General features: G+C 73.8%; 16 protein-coding genes. 9 read left to right on the forward strand and 7 right to left on the reverse strand.

Going from position 1 to position 22,473, the window contains the following annotated elements; translation table 11 throughout:
- The first annotated feature begins 57 nt into the window (after positions 1 to 57).
- The 5 genes from rpmE (at position 58) to WMF36_RS46275 (ending at position 3,848) form a co-directional block, all read left to right on the forward strand.
- Positions 58 to 273 (forward strand): 50S ribosomal protein L31, encoded by a 216-nt coding sequence (gene rpmE / locus WMF36_RS46255; RefSeq protein ID WP_437484612.1) that lies wholly within the window; start codon positions 58 to 60, stop codon positions 271 to 273.
- Positions 274 to 574: 301 nt separating this feature from the next.
- Positions 575 to 1,690: a DUF1385 domain-containing protein gene (locus tag WMF36_RS46260; protein ID WP_437577263.1), complete on the forward strand. Its 1,116-nt coding sequence runs from the start codon at positions 575 to 577 to the stop codon at positions 1,688 to 1,690.
- Positions 1,691 to 1,755: 65 nt separating this feature from the next.
- Entirely contained in the window at positions 1,756 to 2,856 is a 1,101-nt protein-coding gene (gene prfA, locus WMF36_RS46265; protein WP_437577264.1) for a peptide chain release factor 1, read from the forward strand.
- The gene (locus tag WMF36_RS46270) at positions 2,853 to 3,416 is read left to right on the forward strand and encodes a hypothetical protein (RefSeq protein ID WP_437577265.1); all 564 of its coding nucleotides are present in this window, start codon (positions 2,853 to 2,855) and stop codon (positions 3,414 to 3,416) included. Before prfA ends, WMF36_RS46270 begins: the two co-directional genes overlap by 4 nt.
- A gap of 93 nt (positions 3,417 to 3,509) precedes the next feature.
- A complete protein-coding gene (locus WMF36_RS46275) occupies positions 3,510 to 3,848 on the forward strand; it encodes a histidine triad nucleotide-binding protein (protein WP_437577266.1) in 339 nt (112 codons plus the stop codon).
- Between the two features lie 22 nt (positions 3,849 to 3,870).
- On the opposite strand, the gene WMF36_RS46280 is transcribed toward WMF36_RS46275, so the two are convergent.
- The 3 genes from WMF36_RS46280 to asd are packed head-to-tail and all read right to left on the reverse strand — an operon-like array spanning position 3,871 to position 9,026.
- On the reverse strand, positions 3,871 to 5,925 hold the full coding sequence (locus WMF36_RS46280; protein ID WP_437577267.1) for an FAD-binding protein: 2,055 nt from the start codon (positions 5,923 to 5,925) through the stop codon (positions 3,871 to 3,873).
- Positions 5,926 to 5,946: 21 nt separating this feature from the next.
- Complete coding sequence (locus WMF36_RS46285) at positions 5,947 to 8,304, reverse strand: methyltransferase domain-containing protein (protein ID WP_437577268.1); 2,358 nt, start codon at positions 8,302 to 8,304, stop codon at positions 5,947 to 5,949.
- A complete protein-coding gene (gene asd / locus WMF36_RS46290; RefSeq protein ID WP_437582050.1) occupies positions 8,301 to 9,026 on the reverse strand; it encodes an archaetidylserine decarboxylase in 726 nt (241 codons plus the stop codon). The genes WMF36_RS46285 and asd overlap by 4 nt, the downstream gene beginning before the upstream one ends.
- Before the next feature lie 567 nt (positions 9,027 to 9,593).
- Between asd and WMF36_RS46295 the strand changes: the two genes are divergently transcribed.
- Both WMF36_RS46295 and WMF36_RS46300 read left to right on the forward strand, forming a co-directional pair.
- Positions 9,594 to 10,436, forward strand: coding sequence for an MBL fold metallo-hydrolase (locus WMF36_RS46295; protein WP_437577269.1), 843 nt, complete (start codon positions 9,594 to 9,596; stop codon positions 10,434 to 10,436).
- A 56-nt stretch (positions 10,437 to 10,492) separates the two neighbouring features.
- A complete protein-coding gene (locus tag WMF36_RS46300) occupies positions 10,493 to 11,974 on the forward strand; it encodes a sigma-54-dependent Fis family transcriptional regulator (protein WP_437577270.1) in 1,482 nt (493 codons plus the stop codon).
- 85 nt (positions 11,975 to 12,059) lie between these two features.
- On the opposite strand, the gene WMF36_RS46305 is transcribed toward WMF36_RS46300, so the two are convergent.
- From WMF36_RS46305 to WMF36_RS46320, 4 genes are all read right to left on the reverse strand, one after another.
- Positions 12,060 to 12,683 (reverse strand): hypothetical protein, encoded by a 624-nt coding sequence (locus WMF36_RS46305; RefSeq protein ID WP_437577271.1) that lies wholly within the window; start codon positions 12,681 to 12,683, stop codon positions 12,060 to 12,062.
- A 220-nt stretch (positions 12,684 to 12,903) separates the two neighbouring features.
- Positions 12,904 to 14,475 (reverse strand): hypothetical protein, encoded by a 1,572-nt coding sequence (locus WMF36_RS46310; protein ID WP_437577272.1) that lies wholly within the window; start codon positions 14,473 to 14,475, stop codon positions 12,904 to 12,906.
- The gene (locus WMF36_RS46315; RefSeq protein ID WP_437577273.1) at positions 14,472 to 17,327 is read right to left on the reverse strand and encodes a DUF4175 family protein; all 2,856 of its coding nucleotides are present in this window, start codon (positions 17,325 to 17,327) and stop codon (positions 14,472 to 14,474) included. The genes WMF36_RS46310 and WMF36_RS46315 overlap by 4 nt, the downstream gene beginning before the upstream one ends.
- A gap of 78 nt (positions 17,328 to 17,405) precedes the next feature.
- Positions 17,406 to 18,692 (reverse strand): GNAT family N-acetyltransferase, encoded by a 1,287-nt coding sequence (locus tag WMF36_RS46320; protein ID WP_437577274.1) that lies wholly within the window; start codon positions 18,690 to 18,692, stop codon positions 17,406 to 17,408.
- A 226-nt stretch (positions 18,693 to 18,918) separates the two neighbouring features.
- Here WMF36_RS46320 and WMF36_RS46325 point away from each other — a divergent pair, with 226 nt between their 5' ends.
- Entirely contained in the window at positions 18,919 to 20,898 is a 1,980-nt protein-coding gene (locus WMF36_RS46325; protein ID WP_437577275.1) for a DsbA family protein, read from the forward strand.
- Positions 20,899 to 21,064: 166 nt separating this feature from the next.
- Positions 21,065 to 22,357, forward strand: a complete 1,293-nt coding sequence (locus WMF36_RS46330; RefSeq protein WP_437577276.1) for a DUF6882 domain-containing protein — start codon at positions 21,065 to 21,067, stop codon at positions 22,355 to 22,357.
- Positions 22,358 to 22,473: the final 116 nt, after the last annotated feature.

Genomic DNA, 22,473 nt, shown 5'->3' on the forward strand with positions numbered 1-22,473 from the left:
GGTCCGAGACGCGCTGAGCTATAGGCGCCCTCCCTCGCAACACCCGAAGGACTCACCATGAAGCCCGGCATCCACCCCGAGTACAAGGACTCCACGATCACCTGCGCGTGCGGCGCCGTCGTCGAGACCCGCTCCACCCGCGGCAGCTTTACCACCGACGTGTGCTCCGCCTGCCACCCGTTCTACACGGGCAAGCACAAGATCATGGACGTCGCCGGCCGCGTCGATCGCTTCCGCAGGAAGTACGGGACCGCTGCCAAGCCGGCGGTCTGATCGCCCGCTCGACCCGACATCCCCGAATCCCTCCTTTTCAGACACGTCCGTCACGCCACACCCCGCCCGGGGCGTGGCGGAGGGCTCGGCGCGTCCCGAGCTCGCCGCGGTTCGCGAGCGGCCGAGCCGCGCAGGGCGGGCGGCCGAGACGTCGCGCTGCGGACGACGTCGCCCATCCACATTCGCGGCGCTGGTCGGCCGGGCGCGATGCGCCAGCCGCATTATGCGCTAGATTGGAACGCGTATGAGCGATCAGCCTGCACGTCCGTATATCGGCGGCCAAGCGGTGATTGAAGGGGTCATGATGCGATCGCCGAGCTCGGTCGCCATCGTCTGCCGGCGCCGCTCGGGGGAGCTCGTGGTGCGCGAGCAGCCGATGACCGCGGTCTCGAAGGGGCCACGCACCTGGCCCTTCGTGCGGGGGGTCGCGACGCTCGTGGAGTCGCTGCGCCTCGGATCCCAGGCGCTCCGGTGGTCTGCGGACCTCTACGAGCAGGATCTCTCGGCCGAAGAGGCGGCCGCGGCCAAGGGCCCGGCGTCCAAGCGCTCGAGCGCCGGACAGGCGAGCGGAGCGACCCTCACCTCGCTGGCGCTCAGCATGGCCGCGATCGCGACGCAGGACGCGGAGCCCGCGCAGATCTCGGGCAGCCCGGGCGCAGGCGGCGCGGACGGGAAGAAGCGGGGCGGGGGGATGGGCGTGATCCCGATCCTCTTCGCCGTCCTGCTCTTCGTGGCGGCGCCTCAGGCCGGCGCCGAGCTGGTCAACAAGCTCCTGGGCCTCGAGCTGGAGGTCACGTCGCCGGGGTTCCAGGCGATCACGGGCATGGCGAAGCTGGCCATCGTCGTCACCTACCTCCTCCTGATCCGCCAGATCTCCGAGGTTCGGCGCGTTTTTCAGTACCACGGGGCGGAGCACAAGGCGATCTCCACCTACGAGGCGCGCGAGGCGCTCGAGGTCGAGAACGCGCGCCGGAAGACGGCCATGCACCCTCGTTGCGGGACGACGTTCCTGGTCATGGTGGCGCTCGTGTCGATCTTGGTGTTCTCGGTGGCCGGGGCATCCCTCGGGGCGTTCCTGCCCAAGCTGCCCGGCGGCCGGTTCGTCGAGAGCGTCGGCTTCTTTCTGATGAAGCTGCCGTTCCTCCCGCTCATCGCCGCGGTGACCTTCGAGATCCAGCGGATCTTCGCGCGCTACTGCACCACCGGCCCGCTCCGCGTGCTGCTCTGGCCGGGGTTCCTGGTCCAGAAGATCACGACGGCGGAGCCCGAGGATGCGCAGCTGGAGGTCGCCCTCGCCTCGCTCCGCGCGACGCTCTGGCGGGAGGAGTCGGTGGCCGCTCCGGCCCAGCCGGATCGGGTGTTCGAGGACTACTCCAAGCTGCTGGCCGACCCCGGCTACGCTGGCGCGCCCGGCTAGCGCGCACCGGCGCCGCCGCACGCCTCGCCGCCGCCGTCCAACTCCGCGCCGCCTTCGGATTGCAGATGCTACCTATCGCGAAACTCGAGGCGGTCCAGCGCCGCTTTCAGGAACTCGAGCACCTCATGTGCAGCCCTGCGGTGCTCTCCGCGCCGGCCGAGCTCCAGCGGCTCAACCGCGAGCGGACCGAGATCGAGCCGGTGGTCGCCGCCTTCGCTCGGCTGCGGGATGTCGAGCGTCGCATCGTCGAGGACCGGGAGGCGCTCAACGATCCCGACCTGGCCGAGCTCGCCCAGGCGGAGCTGCCCGAGCTCGAGCTCGAGCGGGAGCGGCTCGCCGGTGAGCTCGAGGTGCTCCTCCTGCCGAAGGACCCGAACGAGACGCGAAACACCGTGATCGAGATCCGGAGCGGCGAGGGCGGCGAGGAGGCGGCGCTGTTCGCCGCCGATCTCTTCCGCATGCTCTGCCGCTACGCGGAGACGAAGCGGTGGAAGGTCGAGGTGCTCAACCTGAGCGAGGCCTCGGCCGGCGGCTACAAGGAGGTCGCAGCGCTGATCACGGGGCAGGACGTCTTCTCCCACCTCCGTTACGAAGGCGGCGTTCACCGCGTGCAGCGGGTCCCCTCGACGGAGACGCAGGGGCGCATCCACACCTCGACCGCGACCGTCGCCGTCCTGCCCGAGGCGGACGAGGTCGACGTGCACATCGACGACAAGGATCTGGAGATCTCGATCGCCGCGTCGGGGGGCCCCGGCGGTCAGGGGGTCAACACGACGAACAGCGCCGTGCAGATCAAGCACTTGCCGACAGGCATGATCGTGAAGTGCCAGGACGAGCGCTCCCAGCTGAAGAACAAGGCGAAGGCGCTCAAGGTGCTCCGGAGCCGGCTGCTCGAGCTGGAGCAGCGCCGGCAGGAGGAGGCCCAGAGCGCCGAGCGAAGGACCATGGTCGGCACGGGGGAGCGCGCGCAGAAGGTGCGGACCTACAACTTCCCGCAGAACCGGGTGACGGATCACCGGATCGGCCTCACGCTGCACAAGCTCGACAAGATCATCGAAGGGGATCTCGACGAGCTCATCGGCGCGCTGCGCACGCACCGTCAGGCCGAGCTCCTGCGGCGCGGCGGGCTCTCGGAGGCCGCGGGCGCGGTGGGGCCCGCGACGTGAGGGCGCCGCCGCCCATCGATCTGGAGGCGCTGTTCGTCGCGCTCGTGCTGGCGCCGTCCACATTCTCGCGAAACCGCTTCTTCTCGCTCTACGCCGACCCGGCAGCGCGCCGGGTGCGGCGGCGGGCGGCGCTGCTCAGGAGCATCGTGCGGCAGCTGGTCGCCGGCGCGCACCGCGCCGGGCTCGCGCCCGAGGCGAGCGGCGGCGCGCTGCTCACCTACGACGTGCCATCGCTCGGGCTGAAGCGCACCGCCGCGCTCGACGCCCTCGAGCTCGCAGTGCTCCGCATCGCGGTCGCGCGCGGGGCGGTCCTGCGAGCCGGGCAGCAGGACGGCGGGGGCGCTGCGCCGAGCCCGGCGGCGGGCGCCGCGTTGCCCGACGATCTGCTCCCGGAGCCAGCGGATACCTCTCGGATCGAGCGCGCGCTCGCCCGGCTGCTGCCCAGCGACGGGCACGGCGGAGCCGTGGAAAGTCCTGGGCAGGGGGAGCCGGGAGAGCCGGATCCTGCGACCAGGGCGATGCCTCGCGACCGGGAGCGGCGCGACACGCAAGCGCCCTAGCTCCGCCCGCCAGGCGCGCCGCCGCGAGGTGGCGGTCAGAAATCCTGATAGGGATTTCTGACGCGCGGAACGACGCGGTACTAGGAGACGACCATGTGCATCTTCTGCAAGATCGCGAACAAGGAGATCCCGTCGAAGGTCGTGCTCGAGGACGAGCACGTCTTCGCCTTCCACGACGTGAACCCGCAGGCGCCGACGCACGTGCTCGTCGTTCCGAAGCGCCACATCGCGGGGATCGCCCAGGCCGCGCCCGAGGACGAGGCCGTCCTCGGCCGGCTGCTGCTCGCCGCGCGACGGGTGGCAGAGCTGACCGGCATCGCGGAGAGCGGCTTCAGGACCGTGGTGAACAACGGCGCGAACGCCGGTCAGACGGTCTTCCATCTCCACGTCCACGTCATGGGCGGACGGCCCATGGCCTGGCCTCCGGGCTGAATCCGGCCAGCACCGGACGGGATCAGCGAACGTCGCGGGCGGCGCTCACCACCGCGTCGAGCCACGCTGCTTCGGCGTGGCCGAGCGGCGGATGCCGCGGCAGCGAGGTCGGCAGCGCGCGGGGCCGCGACGCGCCGTGGGCGCGCAGGTGCACGGACGTGATGGCGCCGACGCGCCCGCCGACGCCGAGGAACAGCGCGAAGAGATCCGGGCCCACCGCGCGCCGCGGGGCGGGCCGCACAGCGAGCTCGCCGCCGGACGCGAGCCGCGCGGTGAAGCCGGCGACGAGGTGATCGACCGGGTCGCTCCACGGATCGGGCGCGCCGGGGGCGCCCGCCGCGATCCACGCGTCGAGCGTGAGCTCGCGCGAGGCCGCGCCGAAGTCGAGCGCCAGGGTGAGGCCGCGCTGCGCGAGGGCGCGCTCGACCTCGCCGATGCGAGCGGCGCCGGCGGCGTGCACGAGCAGGGAGTCGCCGTCGATCAAGGGCGCCGCGGGCGGCGGCGGCAGCGGGCGGCGCGCGGCGGGGGCGGCGTCGCGCGGGAGCAGGTTGCCAGGGTTCATGATGCCGGCAGGGTCGAAGACGCCCCGGAGCGCATGGATGACGTCAGCGCCGAGGCCGAGCTCGGCGCCGAGCCGCGGCGCCTTGCTGCGGCCGACGCCGTGGTGGTGCGAGAGCGTGCCGCCGGCCTCGATCGCGGCGTCCAGGGCCGCCCGCCAGGCCGCGTCGTACTTCGCCTCGGCCGCCGCGACGGTCGGCGCGCTGCCGGCGAAGGTGAAGTAGATGCTGCAGCCGTCCGGGTAGGCGTGGGACAGGTGGGCCATCACGAAGACGTGGCGCCCGAGCGCCTTGCGCACCGACCGGTAGAGCGCGTCGAGGCGCGACCAGGGCGCGGCGACCTCCATCGTGTCGCTGAACGCGCCGGCCATGAAGACGGGCGCCTGGCGGTAGCTCACGCTGTAGCGGTGCGCGAGCCAGTGGCGCGCCGGCTCCTCGCCGAGCGGCCTGGCCCCGCCGCGCTCGGCGATCGCCGCGGCGCGGGCGAGATCGTCCGCGCTCGCGCGCGCCGTGCCCTCGAAGATGAGGATGAGCGTCGCGCCGCGGAGCGCGCGTGCTCCGAGGGTGTCGACGACCTGGTTGAGGAGCCCCGGCGCGCGCAGCAGGCCGCGCAGCACGGCGGCGCCGGCCCCGGGGCCTCGCCCGGCGCGCGCCCGCGCGGCCGCCCCCTCGGACGGCTCGTGGCCGGCACCGGCGTGGGCGCGCTGCCGGCGCACCGCGCCGAGCCGGGCCATGAAGGAGTCGAACGGGTCGTAGAGGCGCGAGACCGCCGGGCGAAGGCCGGCCTGGAACATCTCCCGCATCGCGTTCCATCCGGCCTCCAGCGTGGGAAACGAGAAGGCGGCGAACGCGCGCGCCGGCGGGGCCGGATGCAGCCTGAGCGTCGCGGCGGTGACCACGCCGAGCACGCCCTCGCTGCCGATGAGGAGCGGCGTCAGATCCGGGCCGTGCGCGCGCCGATCGAGGCGGACGACCTCGCCGCGGCCGACGACGCACTCGAGCGACGCCACCATGTCCTCGATCTTGCCGTAGAGCCCGGAGCACTGGCCGGCGCTGCGCGCAGCGACCCAGCCGCCGACGGTCGAGCAGAGGATCGACGACGGGAAATGGCCGAGCGTGAAGCCCTCGGCGTTGAGCTCCTCCTCGAAGCGGATGCCGAGGGCGCCGGCCTCGATCTCGACCGAGGGGGCCTGCCGATCGAGCGAGCGGCGACGGGAGAGCCGCTTCAGGTCGAGCACGACCGTGCGGTCGTCCGGCAGGACGCCGCCGCACACGCCCGAGCCCGCGCCGTACGGCACGAGCGGGAGCCCCTCGTCCGCGCAGAAGCGGACCACCTGGGCGACCTCCTCGGTGGACGCCGGCCAGACGATCATCCCGGGCCGATGCTCGGCGATGCGGCCCTCCGTCACGGCGAGGTGGTGCCGCGGCCAGAGATCGCGGGCGTAGGCGATCTGATCGACGGGGGACGTGCTGCGCGGGATCCCCGGCAGCGCGCGCGAGATCGCGGCCTCGAAGCTCATGCGTGAGGAGGCCCTAGCGCCTCAGCTCCGCTCGGCAAGGATGATGAGCCGAGGCGACTCCGAGCCGAAGAAGACGCCCGGGTGCGAGGGATGGCCGGTCACCTCGGTGACCTTGAAGCCAGCTTCGTGGAGCATCTTGCCGAGCTCGTGCAGCCCGTAGAGGCGGATCGAGTAGTCGAGCTCCCGCGAGCGGCCGTCCTCGAACATGACGGTGCGCTTCACCCGGAGCCGGCTCGTGAAGAAATCCACCTGCATCTCATCCATGCAGACGCAGCCGTCCCCCTCGAACCAGACCAGGCTCGGCTGGCGGGACGCCACGTAGTCGCGGTTGACGATGTCGAGCAGGAGCATGCCGCCCGCGCGGAGGGCGCGGCGGATGCGGGCGAGGACGTCCAGGTTCTTCTCGTCGTCGAAGTAGCCGAAGCTCGTCGACCAGCAGTAGATGCCGTCGAAGGTCTCCTCGAACGTCATCTCGCGCATGTCGCCCTGGAGGAAGTTCAGCTTCTGGCCGCGGTCCTGCGCGTCGTCCGCGGCGCGGGCGAGCATGGCGAGCGACAGGTCGTAGCCGACCACGCTGTAGCCGCGGCTCGCGATCTCGATCGCGTGGCTGCCCGCGCCGCACGCGAGGTCGAGGATCACCGCGCCCTTCTCGACGCCGAGCCGCTCCTCGATGAAATTGACCTCGCGGCGAACCACCTTGCCGTCGATCTTGTCGAGCGTGCGCAGGAAGTCGTCGCCGAAGAGCTCTTCCCACCACGGGCGCTTCCGGCGTGCGGCGGGCTCGGTCGAGGGACCGGAGTTCGGCTCATGCTCGATCGGCTTCGCCGCGGGCGGGGCGGGGGGAGCGGAGGAGCGCGCGGGCGCCGACGCCTCGCCGTGCGGCGGCGGCACGGACAGGGGCGGCGGCGGCACCGAGCTCGTGAACGTCGCGAGATCAGGCGAGGCCAGCGCATGCGCGCGCGGGCGCCGCGGCGGGGGCGGAGGCGGAGGCGGGGGTTTCTTGGGCTGCGCCGCCTGCGCGTCGGCCCGGGCGGCCCGGGCTTCGTCGGTCATCTCGGCGTCGCGCTCGGGCTCGACCTCCTCGAGATCGACCTCGCTGCTCTTCGGCGGCAAGGTGCTGCGCGTCGCGTCGGCCTGCTCCCGCTCGCCTTCGCCTCCCGCGGGCGAGGCGCTCGAGGGCTCGGCCTTCGTGTCGTCGACCAGCTCGGGCTCCGGCTCGAGCTCCGAGAGCTCGTCCGTGGCCGACCCCGGCGGCCAGTCGAGGGGGCGCGCCTCGATCTCCGGCCCCGAGGGCTGCGGCCGTCGAGGCTCGGGCTGGAGGGAGTCGAACGCGGCATCGCGCGCCGTCGGCGGGCCCTCCGGCAGGCCCTCCTGGTACGGCTCGAGGCCCAGCACGGTCTGGCGCTCCTCCGGCCGGATCCTGAACTGAAGCGGCGGCCACTCGTTCTCGGTCGGCTCGGTCAGCAGCGGCGGCTTGGCGGGCTCGGCCAGCGAGGTGACCGGCGGCAGGTTCGACTCGATGCTGAGGATCTGGAGCGGCCGGATCACCGCGACCGAGTCCGGATCGATGAGGAGCCCCGGCGTCGGCATCGGCGGCACGCTCGAGGATTTCGGCGACGGGCGCGGGACCGCCCGCGGCGCGACCAGCTCCGCCAGGTTCGGCGGCGGCGCCGGCTTGCTGGCGGGCCTCGGCAGCTCGAGCGCCGGGTCGCTGGGAGACCTCGCGGCGGCGTTCAGCCACCCGTCGTCCTCCGCGTCGTCGAGCGCCGGCGATCGCGGCGTCGCCGTGTCCGCATGCGCGGCACCCTGGTCGTGCGCGGCGCCCTGGTCGTGCGCGGCGCCCTGGTCGTGCGCGGCGCCCTGGTCGTGCGCGGCGCCCTGGTCGTCGCCGTGTTGCGCCGCGTCTCCGGGCACGTTCACGAGCCGCCGCGAGCGGCGCCGCGCGGCCTTCGTGCTGTCGCCGCGCTCCACCTCCGCGGCCCGCTCCACCTCCGCGGCCAGCGATTGCCAGGCCCGCCTGGAGGTGGGCGTGGCCGGCAGGGGGGTGCCGTGCCGCGAGCGCTCCGTGGGCGGCCCGGCGATGCGCGGGTCGAGATCGAGATCCGGGATCTCCGAGAGCTGCCCTCCGGAGCTTCCGTCTGTCATGCCCGGAATGACGTCGAGGCGCGGCAGCGGCGTGGTCGTCGCGAGCTGCGGGCGCACGCTGGGCGTGCGCTCGGGCCGTGGAGCGGACGAGCGCGCGGGGAGCGAGCCCGCTTCCTGCGGCGCGAGCGAGGCCGCGTTCCCTGCCTCGCCCGGCAGGGGCGCGCCGGGCTCTCCGGAGGCGCCGCCTTCCTGGGCGGGCGCAGCCAGGGGGTTGCGCGGCCGCTCGCTCGTCATTGCTTGCCCCCTCCATCGAGCGGCTCACCGTAGAGGATCGGCCCCGGAGCCCTGCTCCAGGGGGGCGCCGCCCCGCGCTCCACGAACATGACCGCGGTGGAGCCGAGGTGGAACTTGCCGATCTCCTCGCCGCACTGGACCGGAAGGGCCGGCGAGAGCGTGTGCACGCCGAGCGGCACGTCGCGCGCGTCGACCGCGCTCACCGTGATCCGTCCGACGATCATCGCGCCCACCATCACGACCGTCACGCGTCCGTGGCGCTCGGTGTCGATCACGATCGCGACACGCCGGTTGCGCGCGAACAGTCCCGGGATGTGGCGCTCGCCGATCGCGTTCACCGGGAACAGCTCCCCCGGCATCGAGCGGATGAGGCTCACCTGGCCAGCGACGGGCGAATGGACCCGGTGGTAGTCGCGCGGTGAAAGGTAGACGACCGCGAACTGCCCGCCGTCGTAGCGCGAGGCCTCCGCGGGGTCGCCCACGAGGTCCTCGACGCGGTAAGGCTGCCCCTTGATGAGCAGGCGCCCGCCCTCGGTCACGGGGCCGAGCGCTGCGACGCGTCCATCGGCAGGGCTGGTGATGGCTCCGGGATCGGAGCAGACAGGGCGCATCCCCTCGCGGAGCTTGCGCGTGAAGAACGCGTCGAAGCTCTCGTACGGGCTCGTGAGCACCTCGGCAGCGTCCATGTCGACGCGGTACGCGCGCGCGTAGAGCTTGACCACCGCGTTCAAGACGGCGGCGGGTGCTCTGGCGTCGCAGAGGCGGCCAACGGCCCGGGTAATGCGCTCTCGCGGAAGCACCCGCAACAGCTGTGCGGCGGCGTAGGTGGCAACGGTCATTGTGCGGAACGGTAACAATGCGGGAAAAAGAGCGGTGCAGGAATGCTAGGCCTCGGGAAGGACGTCGGTCAACGCTCGGGTCAGGCGAACCTTCACGCGCCGGCGCGGTCCTCCCATCCAGCGAAGGAGCTCAGCCTTGACGCGACGCGCGACGCTCAGCGCGATCCGTGGCGCGACGCCAGGCCCGTCCCCCGCGCCCCACGTTTCTCCACGTCGTTGCGAGCGCGTCAACCGCGAAGCGCCGCTCCGCGCAAATGTGGGCGCGAGCGCGGGCAGACCGCGCCGCCCGCGCGCTCCATTCTGAAGCGCCGATCCGGATACCGCGCTGCAACTTCGATCGACCCCTGCGAGGGCAGCAGAAAAGCGGAGCGGTTTCAAGTGCCTGCGCCCTGGCACGCCGCTCGCTGAAGGTCGCTGAAGGGCAGAGCGCCCAGGAGGCACGCGACAACGATGGAGATCAGGTTCTGGGGAGTTCGCGGGAGCATCGCTTCGCCTGGGCCGGAGACGGCGGCGGTGGGCGGAAACACAAGCTGCGTGGAGGTTCGCTGCGGATCGTCGCGGATCATCCTCGATGCAGGGACAGGCGTACGCAAGCTCGGAGACGCCCTGCTCCGGGAAGGGTCGGTCGAGGCCACGGTGCTGCTCTCCCACCTGCACTGGGACCACATCCAGGGCTTGCCGTTCTTCGTGCCGGCGTACCTGCCGAGCTCGAAGCTGTCGATCGTGGGCAGCACGCACGGGGTCGGGACCCTCCGCGAGGCGCTCTCGGCGCAGATGGCAGCGCCGAGCTTCCCGGTCCGGCTGGACGAGCTGGGCGCGCAGCTCGCGCTGCGGGAGGCGCGGCCGGGAGAGGCGTTCGATGCCGGGGAGGTCCACGTGCGCATCGCCAAGCTCAACCACCCGGGCGGCGTCCTCGCCTACCGCCTCGAGCACGCGGGCCGCAGCCTCGTCTACGCGACCGACACCGAGCACTACGCCTGCGTCGATCCGGCGCTGCGCGCGCTCGCGGACGGCGCCGACGTGCTCATCTACGACGCGCAGTACACCCCGGAGGAGTATCGCGGCGACGCAGGGCGATCGAGGGCCGGATGGGGGCACTCGACGTACATCGCGGGCGCCGAGATCGCGCGGGCGTGCGGCGCGCGGCAGCTCGTGCTCTTCCACCACGACCCGCAGCGGACGGACGCTGGCGTCGCCGAGATCGAGCGCCTCGCGCGCGAGCTCTTCCCTGCCTCGGTCGCCGCGCGCGAGGGGCTCTGCATCAACGTCGAGGCCCTCGCGCGGGCCGCGTGATGACGCGGATGACGACAAGGGCGGCGCCCTCTATGCTGGATCTCGCTCCGTTATCCATGTCGCGCCTCTCGCTGCTCGTCGATCTCGCCTCCCTCCTCGCCCGGGAGGTCGACTTCGACGCCCTCCTCGGCACGGCGTGCGAGCGGCTCGCGAAGGCGCTCCGCGCCGACCGCGCGACGATATGGCTCGTCGACGCGGAGCGCGGCGATCTCGTGACGCGCGTCGCCCTGCTGCCCGAGCTCCCCGCGCTCAGGCAGCCGCTCGAGCGCGGCATCGCGGGGCATGTCGCCAGGACCGGCGAGGTCGTGCGCGTCGACGACGCCGCGCGCGATCCGCGCTTCGATCCGTCGGCCGACCGGGCGACGGGCTACACGACGCGCTCGATGCTCGTCGCGCCCATCCGCGAGGACGGCGCCGCGCCCATCCGCGGCGTCGTCCAGCTGCTGAACCGCGCTGGAGCGCCGTTCGACGAGGAGGACGAGCGCTACCTCGTCGCGCTCGCGACGCAGCTCGCCCGGGCGCTCATGCTGACGACGCTCCGCGCGGCCGAGGGCGGCGGGCCGGGGGTCGTGCTGCAGGGGCCGTTCAACCGGATCGTCGGCCGCAGCGAGCGGCTGGCCGCCGTGTACGAGAAGGTCCAGCTCGCGGCGCAGACCGACGCGACCGTGCTGCTCCGCGGGGAGACCGGCACCGGCAAGAGCCTGTTCGCGCGGGCGATCCACGTCAACTCGCGGCGACAGACGCGGCCCTTCGTCACCGTCGACTGCACGACGCTGCCGGCGCAGCTCGTCGAGAGCGAGCTCTTCGGCCACGAGCGCGGGGCGTTCACCGGCGCGGATCGGCGCGTGCCGGGCAAGGTGGAGCTCGCGGAGGGCGGCACGCTGTTCCTGGACGAGCTCGGGGACCTGCCGCTCGACATCCAGGGCAAGCTCCTCCGCTTCCTGCAGGATCGCTCCTTCGAGCGCGTCGGCGGTCGCCAGACGCTCCGCGCCGACGTGCGGGTCGTGTGCGCCACGCACTGCGACCTCGAGCACCTCGTCGCCGAGGGCCGCTTCCGGAAGGATCTCTACTACCGCGCGCGCGTCGTCGAGATCGACCTGCCGGCCCTGCGCGAGCGCGGCCCCGAGGACGTCGAGACGCTGGCCCGCCACTTCGCGGACGTCTACGCGACGAGGTACGGAAGGCCCGCGCCGCGCTTCGATCTGGACGCGCTCCGCCACATCCGCGCCCATACCTGGCCGGGCAACGTGCGCGAGCTCGAGCACTGGGTCGAGAGCGCGATCGCCCTGGCGCCGGACGGCCGCATCTCCGCGGGGCACCTCCCGGCGCGCCGGCGCGATGGCGCCCCGCCGCACGCCGACGCGGGCCGCGAGGGCGACGAGCAGGTCGCGCTGCCGCTCGGCCTCACCCTCGACGAGGTGACGCGGCGCTACGTCGAGGCGATGGTCCGCGCGTGCGAGGGGAACAAGACGGAAGCGGCGAAGCGGCTCGGCGTCGGCAGGAACACCCTGGCGCGCGCGCTCCGCACGAAGAGCTGAGGCCGCGGCGCGCCTCCGGCCGCGCGCTCGCGCCGCGCGGAGGCGCGCCGCGGGCGCGCGGCTCGGAGCGCCGTGTGACCCCGCGTCACTCCGGGGTCACACGGAACGCCACGCCGATGCCGGCGACCGCCGCGACGCTAGAGGCTTGCCACTTCTGGACGGTGCCGACCTTCAGATGAGGGCGAGCCAGGACGACATGCAGCTCGAGGAAGCTGCGCAGCTCCACGGTTCGCCAGAGGCGCCACTGGGCGCCCCCGCGCGCGCCGGAGGTGAGTATCCAGGGGAGGTTGCCGTCGTCCTTCGGCTTCAGGTCCCCTGTGAGCTCCGCGTTGGCGACGCCGGACTGCAAGAAGTTGCACACGAAAATGGCATCCCTGTGCCTGCAGAGCGACAGGAGCCCGAAGCCGACGCTGCTCTTCGGTCCCATGGTCGGGACGCCGCTCGGATCGCTGCCCAGCGCCCAGAGCACGCGCGCCTCGGCCGACATGGACACGTCGAGCCAGCGGAGGGTGGCGGCCACCGAGGGGCCGAACGCCGCCACGGGCATCAAGCCGAACGCCAGCACGGTCGACGTGCTGAGCTCGCCGACCGTGCGCGGCTCGCCGACCCCGCGCGGCTCCGAGACGCGTTGCGTGTCACCTGCGTACGCCCGAGCCGACAGAGCGAGGCTCAGCGCCACCATCAGGACGATGCGATCCGTGTTCGTCACCGCGCGACCGTAGGAGAGCGCTCCGGCGCGACGGAAGCCGAAGCGGGCGCGCTCGCGCAGAAACCGGCAAGCGTAGACCATTGCGCCGAGCGGCGGCGTTTACCTCGTCTCGTTGTCTTTTCGACGCAGGACGCCGCCCGGCCGACCGAGGGAGCTCCGTGGCGCCAGGGGGCGTCCCTTCGTCCTGACGGCCTCGGAGGTCGCCGGAGCTTCCGGCGCGCTAGCGCGCCCTGCGGCGCGCGGCCTCGCAGAGGGCCGACCGGATGGGGTCGCCGGGGAGCTCCGGCGGCAGCTTTTCCTCGCAGGCCACCTCGGGGCTCAGCGGGTCGAGCGCGGTGCCCGCCGAGAAGGCGCGATCCGCGTCGGCGCCGCCGTGGAGCAGGCCGTGCAGCGACCACCACCGGCCATGGCGGCTGTTCACGTCCTCCACCTGCTCGACGAGCGGAGCGGCGCTCGCCCGCTCGCCGGAGGCCAGCAGGGCGGCGGCGAGGAAGCAGCGCACCGCCGGCTCATGCGGCGCGAGCGCCTGCGCGCGAGCGTGCTGGACCGCGGCGGCGGCGTGGTGGCCGCGATCGTGGAGCAGCTGGCCGAGGCGCACCCGCTTGGCGACCTCCTGCCGGTGCGGCATGTCCCCGCCCGGCGCCAGGTCGGGCGGCACGTCGGCCGGCACCGTGGCGAGATAGGCGCGCCAGCGCTTGTCCCAGGCCGCGAGGTCCGCGCCGGAGATCTCGGCGATCGCTCGCTCCAGGTCCGCGTCGCTGCTCGCGTCCTTGAGCCGGCGCAGGAGCTGCGGCAGCGCCGTGTCGCCCGCCTCCCTCGTCCAGTAACGGATGAAGCTCGCGACCTCGGCGAACACGATCGCCGCCTCCTCCGCGCTCGGGAGCATCGCGATCGAGGGGCCGATCTTGTCGAGCGGGCGCCCGAGGCCCTTCCGGATGCCGAGGACGGCGATCGCGTCCGCGGACGGCACGTCGTCCAGCGGGTCGGGCTCGCGCCAGCGGACCTCCTCGCGCTTGGCCACGCCCTCCTGCAGCCACAGCGGGGCGTTGTCGCGCGTCCCGCGCGAGAGCGCGAGGTGCGTTATCTCGTGCGCGAGCGTGTCCAGCCAGGGGTAGCCGTTCGGCGTCGCGCGCGGGGAGAGCATCGTCACCCGCCCCCACTTGGCGATGGCGACGGTGCCCGTCGTCCGCGCCGCGTCCTCGGGCAGGCCCGTCATCGCCGAGAGCGTGAACTGATCCCGGACGAGATCGATCCGCAGCGGCCGGAGGAGCTCGACCCCCAGGTCCTTCGCGAGCACGTCGCGCGTCTTCGCGGCGACCTCGACGAGGAGCGGCACGAGCGCGCGATCCTCGTCGTCCTGGAGCCGCACCCAGACGCCGCGCGCCTCGTCGTTCACGACGACGGTCGCCGCGGTGGCGCGGGCGCAGCCGCGCGCGATGTCCCCGAGCGCCGCGCCCTCCGCCGTCGCCGCGAGATCGGGGCGCGCGAGGATCGCCGACGCGGCGTCGCAGTCGCCCTCGTAGATGGCGAGCCGGCCGCGCTCGATGGCGAGCGCGGGATCGGCTGGATCCGCCCCCTTCAGGATGTCCCGCGCCGCCGGGGCGTCGATCTCCAGGATCGCGGCCCGCGCCCGCACGGCGCGATCGAGATCGCCGACCGTGATGCGGCCGGACGCCGTCGCCGATGCGGTCGCGAGCGCGGCGAGGATCACCGCCCTGAGGCCGCGCCTCGCCATGGCCGTCGCCCTGCGCGGAGCCCTGGCCGGGACCGCTGCACCGTCGATGCGCCTCATTTCAGGAGCCCCTCCGCGTAGCGCTTGACCGCCTCTCTCAGCCGCGGATCCGAGGCGCTCCCGAGCCCCTCGAGGACGCGCCGCCGGAACTCCTCGGGGCCCTTGTGCTTGTCCTTGTCCGGGATGTCGGCCTTCCTCGCCATGTTCCGCTCCCCTTCCGACTCGGCGTCGCCCTCCTGACCCTGGTCCTCGCTGCGCGACATCTCGAGCAGCCGCTGCGCGTCGCGCTGGCGCTCGTTGCCCTGCTCGCCGTCCCCCTCGGAGAGGGCGCGCTGCGCGTCGCGCATCGCCTCCTCGGCCTCGTCGAGGCGCTCGAGCATCTCCTCCGGCATGCGGCCGTCGCCGCGCTCGCCCCGCTTGCGCAGATCGCGCGCGCGATCGGCGAGCGAGCCCTCGCGCTGGCTCGACCTCGCGAGGCCCTCCCGCGCCCGCCCCGCCGCAGCCTGTCGCAGCCTGCGCAGCGCCTCCTCGGCCCAGGCGAGCTCCTCGCCGAGCGCCTGCTGCGCCTCGGCGGCCTCGCGGCCGGCCCGCTCCTCGGGGAAGAAGCCGCCACCCTGCGCGCCGAGCCGCTTCGCCTCGCCCAGCGAGCGCATCGCGCCCTGGCCGCTCTGGACCGCCTCCTCGGGGCGGACCTGCTCCAGCGCGCCGGCCATCGCCTCGGCCTGCTCCCTGCCAGCCGCCGCCGCGGACTCGGCCGAGCCCGGCGCCCCGCCCGGCTGCGGCAGATCCCGCACCGCCTCGCGGATCGCCTCCGCGTGCCTCTTCGCCTCCTCGCGGAGCGCCGCGATGTCCTCGGGCCGCGACGCGCGCGTGAGCTCCTCGGCGACCGCGTTCACCTCGGCGGCGTGATCGCGCGCGAGCTCCTCGAGGTCCCGCTCGCTCTGCGCGACGCTCTCGTCGGCGCTCGAGGCCTCGCCGGGCTCGGGTCCGCGCGGCGCCCCGGACTCCACCCCGCCGCGGCCGCCGCCGCCGAACGAGGGCTCCGGCCGCCTGAGCCGCGCCGCGAGGTCGCGCGCCGCGAGCTCGGCGTGCATCCAGTCGCCGGCGCCGCGGGCGCGCGCGATCCTGCGCAGGTCGTTCGCGACGATCTCGCCGAGGTCGAGGCCGAGCTCGCCGATCTTGCTCAGCTCGACCCCCCCGCCGCCCAGCACCGTGACGGCCGCCTCGAGGCGGACCTCGCCGCCCTCGCGATCGCCGCCGCCCAGGAGCTCGGCCGCGGCCGCGGCCTCGTCCGCGACGTCGGCGAGCCGCTGCGCGACGGCCCGGGCGTCCCGGGAGCCGAGGCCGCGCAGGCCGGCGTCGAACGCGAGCAGCACGCCCTCGGTCTCGTCGAGCAGCCCCTGGTGCGCCGCGCGCGTGGTCGATTTCCGCTCGGCGGCGAGCGCCTCGTCGAGCCTGGCCAGCTGACCGCGCGCGAGCGACGCGATGCGCCCCCGCACCCGGAGCCCGCCGTAGTCGGCGGCGAGCGCCCGCTCGACCTCCGCCTTCGCGGTCGCCTGCACCTCGGCCTCGCGCGCCGCGTGCGCCGCGGCGCCGACCGCGTCCGGCGTCCTCTGGCCGATGCGGTCCGCGAGCAGGTCGGTGAGCGCGTCGCGCGCCTTCGCGAGCGCGACGTAGCGCCGCGCCTCGGGCTCGCCCACCTGCGGCGGGATGACCAGGATCGCCTCGCTCCTGCCCCACTTCGGGCCCTCGATCGGGTCGTTGTCGCGCGCCTCGATCCGCACCTCGATGGGCACGTACGTCCTGCGGAAGAAGGGATCGCGCGCCCTGAGCTCGTAGCCTCCGCGGTCGATCTTCGCGTCCCCCGCCGGCCGCGAGAGCACCCGGCGCTCCTCCTTCGGGCCGGCGCGAAGGACGAGATCGACCTCGCGCAGGCCGTGATCGTCGGTGATCTCGTAGCGGAGCGGGATGCTGGGCTCGTCGAGGAGCCTGACCGTGCGCGGCGCGCCCTCGAGCGTGACGCGCGGCGCGTCGTCGGCGATCGACACGACGCGCTGCGCGTCGGCCTGCCGGACGCGCACCTGCCCGAAGCGCGCGGCCGCCTGGAGGGTGGTCGACTCGCCGAGCGTCCAGCGGGCGATCACGCCGTCCTTGCCGTCGTCGACGAACGGGACCTCGGCGCCGCCGTCGGTCAGCACGAGCGCGCGCCCGCCCCGGATCGGGCGGCCGCGCATCGTGATCACGGTCCCCCGCGGCTGCATCGTCGTCGCGAACGGCAGGAGCACCTCCGGGCCCTCGTGCAGGTACTCGGGCGGCGTGGCCATCATCTCGACGTCCTCGAGCCACGGCAGATCGAGCGGCGCCTCGCCGCCGCGGGCGGCGAGGACGTCGAGCCCCTCGACGACGCGCGACGGCTCGATCGCGGCGGCCGCGAGCGCCGCCACGCCGAGGGCGAGGCCCGCGCTCGCCCACCGCGCGGCCGCCTGCTGCGCGCGCGCGAGGATGCGCGCCTGCGAGGCGCGGCCGAGCAGGCGCCGGAGGTGCAGGCCGGCGAGCTCCGGCGACCCGACCCGCTCGTCGGCCGCGGCGCGATCCACGAGCGAGAGCGCCCTCAGGGTGGCGGCGCCGAGCGCCTCGTCCGTGCGGCCGACGATCTCGCGCACGGTGCGCCGGGCGTCGCCGCGCCGCCGCCGCGCGAGGATCGCCCGCGCGACGATCGCCGCGAGCAGCACCGCGAGGCCTGTGCCGGCGAGCCCGCGGGCGAGCGGGGAGCCCACGCGCGCCACGTGCGCCGCGCCGAACAGCCCCGCGAAGGCCGCCGCGGTGAGCGCGCGCCGCGCGGAGGGATCCACCTCGGTGTCCCAGAGAGAGCGCAGCCGCGCGATGGACAGGGCGGGCGCCTCGTTATCCATGGAGAGGCAAGGGTAACCGGCGGCAGGAGGTGGTCCAGCGGATCGGTGGGATCCCCGGGGGGGTGAGCGCCTGGCCGATCAGACGTCGAGCTCGCCGTCGGTCATGAACCAGCTGTCCGGGTCGAGCAGCACGCGCCGCAGCTCGTCCGGGAAGCTGGGGTCGAGATGTACGATGAGCCACCGCGAGCCGACGCTCGGGGGGTGGGGGCGGGAGAAGAAGCCGAGCGCCCGCAGGCGCGCGCTGAACGAAGGGGGGGTCACAAGGAGCATCCCCACGGAGACGTGCCCCTCGCGCCGCATCGCCTGGCAGAACTCGAGGAGCAGGGCGTCGAGCAGGGGGCCGCTGTCCTCGCAGAACATGTCGGTCATCTCGACCTTGTTGTTCCGCACCGAGTAGACGGCGTAGCCGAGCAGCCGCCCGTCGTGCCTGTCGAGCATGCAGAAGAAGCGGTGCCGCGTGTTGCCGAGCTGCGCATAGCGCCAGTTCAGGAACTGGGCGCTCCGCTCGCCGACGATCGGCGAGGGCTTCGCCCGCGACCACAGCTCGTCGAAGCGATGGTCGGCGGCGTCCACGAGCTCGGTGCGCACGCGGCTGCCCTTCGCGAGCAGCGCTGTGGCGTCCCGGAGCGCCATGGAGGCGTCGACGGCGCGCCCGGCGGCGCGCACCAGGGCGTTGTCCGGCTTCACCGTCGCTCGCTGCACGACGCGCTCGGCGGCCGTCGACAGCGCCTGCGTGAGGGGGGCTGGCGGGTCGCCCGGCGCCGCCGCCTCCCAGAGCGCGCGCCAGCGAGGGTGCGGGACCGCCGAGGCCGCCCGCTCCGCGACCCGCTGCACCACCGCGCTCACCGTGCTTCGCTGCTCCCCGGCCGACGAGGCGGCGAGCTCGTTCAGCTTGTACGCGGCCATGAGGGGGCGGACCCAGATGGTGGAGTCCGCGATCTTCTTGTAGCCGGCGCGCTGGAAGATCGGGAATGACGCCTTGTTGGGGAAGCCGAACAGGAAGTCGACCCCGGCGTCGCGGCAGCCCTTCGCGAGCTCGCGCTGGATGCTCATGGCGGCCCCGGCGATGCGGTGCGCCCGGGTCACGCCGAAGTCGCCGAGCACGCCGGCCTTGAGCTTCCGCCCGCTGACGTAGACGTCGCGCGGGTAGAACGAGCCGCTGCCGATGATCTCCCGCTCCGGGCCGTGAAAGCCCATCCAGGTCCGCGGCGGGCCCGCCGGGTTCTGCTCCTGGAACCAGCGCATCCGCCGCTCCACGAGCTCCTGCGATACCTCGCCGTGGGCGAGGTTCTCTTTCCAGAGCTGCGCGAGGACGTCCCTGTGCTCTTCCGGCTGGATGCGGGCGGCGCTGTAGACCTTCTGCATGGCTTCCCGGTGCGCTCTCCTGGCGCGGCCGAGCGGCGCGCCGGGCCCGTCATGGCCGAAGGCGGCGAGGGCGTCAATCGTGCCTGGCCGGGGTTTCTCCGTTCGCTTCTCCGTTCACTTCGCCGTTCATCCTCAACGACGCACGACGCGAGGGGACGTTCCGCGCCGGGCGCAGCGAGGCGCGCGCGGCGACGGCGCCATCACGGAACGGGGGTACACTCGCGCGATGCTCCGCCGCGCCATCGCCGCCGTCGCCTGGCTCTCGCTGATCTTCGCCCTGGCCTGCAGCTCCGCTCTCCCGCCGCCCCCTCCGGGCACCTCGCCGCCGAAGGCCGGCGGGGCCGCGGCGCAGCCGTCAGGGGCGGGCGCGCCGCTCGACGATGTCATGGTCGCGGAGGGCGACCCCGGTCCGGTGCCGGTGACCCGCGCCGATCCGGCGCGCGGCAGCCGGCTCGCGCCCGTGACGATCGTCGTGTTCTCCGATTTCGAGTGCCCCTTCTGCAAGCACCTGGACGGCACGCTGAAGCAGCTGGAGCGGCGCTACGGCCCGGAGCAGCTGCGGATCGTGTGGAAGAACTTCCCGCTCGCCTTCCACAGGCAGGCTCGGCCGGCCGCCGAGGCGGGGATGGCGGTGTTCGCGCACGCCGGTCCCAGCGCCTTCTGGGCGTTTCACGACGCCATCTTCGCCGCGGACGAGCGGCTCTCCCCGGAGCTCGAGGCCGCGGCGCTCCGGCGGGCGGGGGTGACCCCCGGCCAGGTCAAGCAGCTCGTTCAGCGGAGCGCGGCGGCGCAGAAGGTCGACGCCGACATGGCGCTCGCCGCGCGGCTCGGCGTGAACGGCACGCCGGCGTCGTTCATCAACGGCGTCGCCCTCGTCGGCGCGGAGTCGGCGGAGCGGTTCGCCGAGATCATCGACGCGCAGCTCGCCTCGGCGCGGGCGCTCCGCGCCGAGGGGACGCCGCCGGAGCAGGTGTACGCGGCGCTCGCGAAGAAGAGCTTCGCCCCGCCCGCCGCGGAGCCCGAGGACGCCGAGGAGGAGGAAGAGCGCAGGACAGTGCACCTCGTGCCCGTCGGGGACTCGCCCGCGCGCGGCAAGGACACGGCGCTCGTCACGATGGTGCTGTTCAGCGACTACCAGTGTCCGTTCTGCAGGCGGATCACGCCGACGGTCGAGAAGCTCGCGGCGCAGTACGGCGACAAGCTGCGCGTCGTGTGGAAGGACAACCCGCTGCCGTTCCACCCCCGCGCCGAGCCCGCTGCGGAGCTCGCGCTCGAGGCTCGGGCCCAGAAGGGGGACGCCGCCTTCTGGCAGGCCAATGATCGCCTCCTCGCCGTCGAGGCCAGCCTCGACGACGCGGCGCTCGAGGCCCTCGCCGCGGATCTCCAGCTGAACGTGGCGGCGGTGAAGCGCGCCATCGCCTCGCGCAAGCACGCGGCCAAGATCGAGGCCGACATGGAGCTCGCGGACGACCTCGGCGCCGCGGGGACCCCGCACTTCTTCATCAATGGACGCCGGCTCGTCGGCGCGCAGCCGCTCGAGAAGTTCCAGGCGCTCATCGACGAGGAGATCGCCAAGGCGGAGGCCATGGTCGTGGCGGGGACGCCGCGCGCGAAGGTCTACGAGTCCATCCAGAAGCAGGCTGTCCCGCCGGCGTCCCCGCCGAAGGTGTCCGTGCCCCCGCCGTCCAAGGGCCACCCCGGCAAGGGCGCGGCCGCCGGCAAGGTGGTCATCCAGATGTTCTCCGACTTCCAGTGTCCCTATTGCGCGCGCGGCGGCGCCACGATGGACGAGCTCCTCAAGGCCTTCCCGGGCAAGGTCCGTGTGGTTTTCCGCCACCTGCCGCTCCCTTTCCACCCCGAAGCGCAGCTGGCGGCCGAAGCGGCCATGGAGGCGCTCGCGCAGCAGGGGCCGGCCGGCTTCTGGAAGATGCACGATCGGCTCTTCAAGGCCCATGACGCCTCGAACCTCGATCGCGCGGCCCTGGAGCAGCATGCCGCGAGCATCGGGCTCGACGCGGCGCGCTTCGCCCGGGCGCTCGACGAGCGCACCCATCGAGCCGCTGTCGAGGCCGACGCGCAGACCGCGCGGAGCGCCGGCATCACCGGGACTCCGGGGTTCGTGATCAACGGTTACCTGGTCAGCGGAGCCCAGCCGCTCGCGAAATTCAAGAAGGTCGTGCGCCGCGCCCTCCGCGAAGCGAACTGAAGCGAGCTGAACGCAAACGCACGTGAGCTGAACGTGGCCAGGCAGACCGAGCTTGGGCTGCGGGCTTCTGGCCTGGCGCTCGGTCGACTGGCCTTCCGTTCGCCATGCGCGTTGCTCGGGGCGCGTCCATCGGTATCGCCCGCCGAGCTCGTGATACCTTGTCCCAATGCCCAAACCGCGCGGTCGAGGGACCTCGGCCGAACCCAGGCGCACCGTCAAGGCATCGACCGGGCGGGCGCGCGCGCAGCCTCGTGACAAGGCGGGCCAGCGCGGCGTCGCCGACGCGGGCTCGCCGGCCGCGCTGCGCGACAGGCAGGAGCGGTCGCCCATCAGCGCGCGGGCCACGGCCAAGAAGGCGAAGGGGGCCACCGCGCGGGTGGAGGCCGCTCCGGCGGAGCGACGGGCCGCGCCGAAAAAGCGCGCTGCGACGGAGCGGCCGGCGCCGAGGAAGGGCGCTGCGAAGGAGCGAGCGGCCGCGCCGAGGAAGGGCGCCGCGAAGGAGCGAACGGCCGCGCCTAGGAAGGGCGCCGCGAGGGCGCGCGCCGACGAGCAGCCCCGCGCCGCGCCGCCGAAGCGACGACCTCGGACCGCGAAGGTCAAGAGCACCGCGAAGGCCAAGAGCAAAGCGGGCGACGCGGAGCTCTCGCCCCCCCGTCCGCCGGAGCTCGACTGGGACGACACGCCGTCCGGCAGCGCCGAGGAAGCGCTCGCCCAGCGCTGGGCGGCGCGGGGCGAGGAGCTCTTCCAGCAGCTCGCCGATCACGGCGCCTCACAGCACGAGTACCGCGCCGACCTCAAGGAGGGGCGCTTCGTCTGGATCGCGCCGGGCGGCCGCGTGTCCGCCGAGGCGGGCGCGCGCCTGCTATGCAGCTGGTCGCGCGCCACGTCGGTCCTGGTCATGGCGTGGGCCGATCCGCTCGTCAGCAGCACGGGGATCGAGCGCTTCGACGGGATGCCCGCGGAGCAGGACAGCGTGGACGAGGAGGGCGCCTGGCAGATCGCGATGAGGTCGGCCGACGCCTGCGGCGCGGCGTACCTCTACCGCGTGTCCTCGCCGCAGGCCCTGTACTTCCTGGCGCTCGACGATCTGACGTTCTCGCCGAAGCGCGCCTCGTTCCACCCCGGCGCGCCGGTCGGCCTCGTGCTGCGCGCCATCGGCGAGATCCGCGAGGCCATCGCGTCCCGCGCCGAGCCCGCCGAGGTCATCCGCGACAGGATCTCCGCGCTCAGCGACTCGCTGCTCCACCAGGCCAGGTACGCCTACCGCGACACCGACTGGGTCGCGCGCCTCGACCGGACCGGCTCGTGCTTGATGCACCTCGCGAAGCGCATCCCGCGCGCGTGCTTCAGCGCGGTCGCGGCCGGCCAGCGCGTCGACGAGTGGCTCGAGCGCGAGCTCGCGCTCGAGCTGCTCAACGCGCTCTCGCTCATCGAGGACGAGTGGAGCCTGTTCGGCTGACGGGCCGCCGCGCCGCGCGGCTGAGCTCGCGCCGGCGCTCGGCCCCGTCCCCCACCGCCCCGCGCCAGCGCGGGGCGTGACCCGCGCGGCACCGCTCTTGAAAGGTCAAAAGGGGC

The organism is Sorangium sp. So ce887, assembly GCF_051521455.1.
Taxonomy (GTDB): domain Bacteria; phylum Myxococcota_A; class Polyangia; order Polyangiales; family Polyangiaceae; genus Sorangium.

Coding starts and splice junctions, on each gene's coding strand:
- WMF36_RS46300 (WP_437577270.1), top strand. CDS start 10,493: ATGTCGCGCCTCTCGCTGCTCGTCGATCTCGCCTCCCTCCTCGCCCGG.
- rpmE (WP_437484612.1), top strand. CDS start 58: ATGAAGCCCGGCATCCACCCCGAGTACAAGGACTCCACGATCACCTGC.
- WMF36_RS46325 (WP_437577275.1), top strand. CDS start 18,919: ATGCTCCGCCGCGCCATCGCCGCCGTCGCCTGGCTCTCGCTGATCTTC.
- WMF36_RS46315 (WP_437577273.1), bottom strand. CDS start 17,327: ATGGATAACGAGGCGCCCGCCCTGTCCATCGCGCGGCTGCGCTCTCTC.
- WMF36_RS46320 (WP_437577274.1), bottom strand. CDS start 18,692: ATGCAGAAGGTCTACAGCGCCGCCCGCATCCAGCCGGAAGAGCACAGG.
- WMF36_RS46280 (WP_437577267.1), bottom strand. CDS start 5,925: ATGAGCTTCGAGGCCGCGATCTCGCGCGCGCTGCCGGGGATCCCGCGC.
- prfA (WP_437577264.1), top strand. CDS start 1,756: ATGCTACCTATCGCGAAACTCGAGGCGGTCCAGCGCCGCTTTCAGGAA.
- WMF36_RS46260 (WP_437577263.1), top strand. CDS start 575: ATGATGCGATCGCCGAGCTCGGTCGCCATCGTCTGCCGGCGCCGCTCG.
- WMF36_RS46330 (WP_437577276.1), top strand. CDS start 21,065: ATGCCCAAACCGCGCGGTCGAGGGACCTCGGCCGAACCCAGGCGCACC.
- WMF36_RS46310 (WP_437577272.1), bottom strand. CDS start 14,475: ATGAGGCGCATCGACGGTGCAGCGGTCCCGGCCAGGGCTCCGCGCAGG.
- WMF36_RS46275 (WP_437577266.1), top strand. CDS start 3,510: ATGTGCATCTTCTGCAAGATCGCGAACAAGGAGATCCCGTCGAAGGTC.
- WMF36_RS46285 (WP_437577268.1), bottom strand. CDS start 8,304: ATGACGAGCGAGCGGCCGCGCAACCCCCTGGCTGCGCCCGCCCAGGAA.
- WMF36_RS46295 (WP_437577269.1), top strand. CDS start 9,594: ATGGAGATCAGGTTCTGGGGAGTTCGCGGGAGCATCGCTTCGCCTGGG.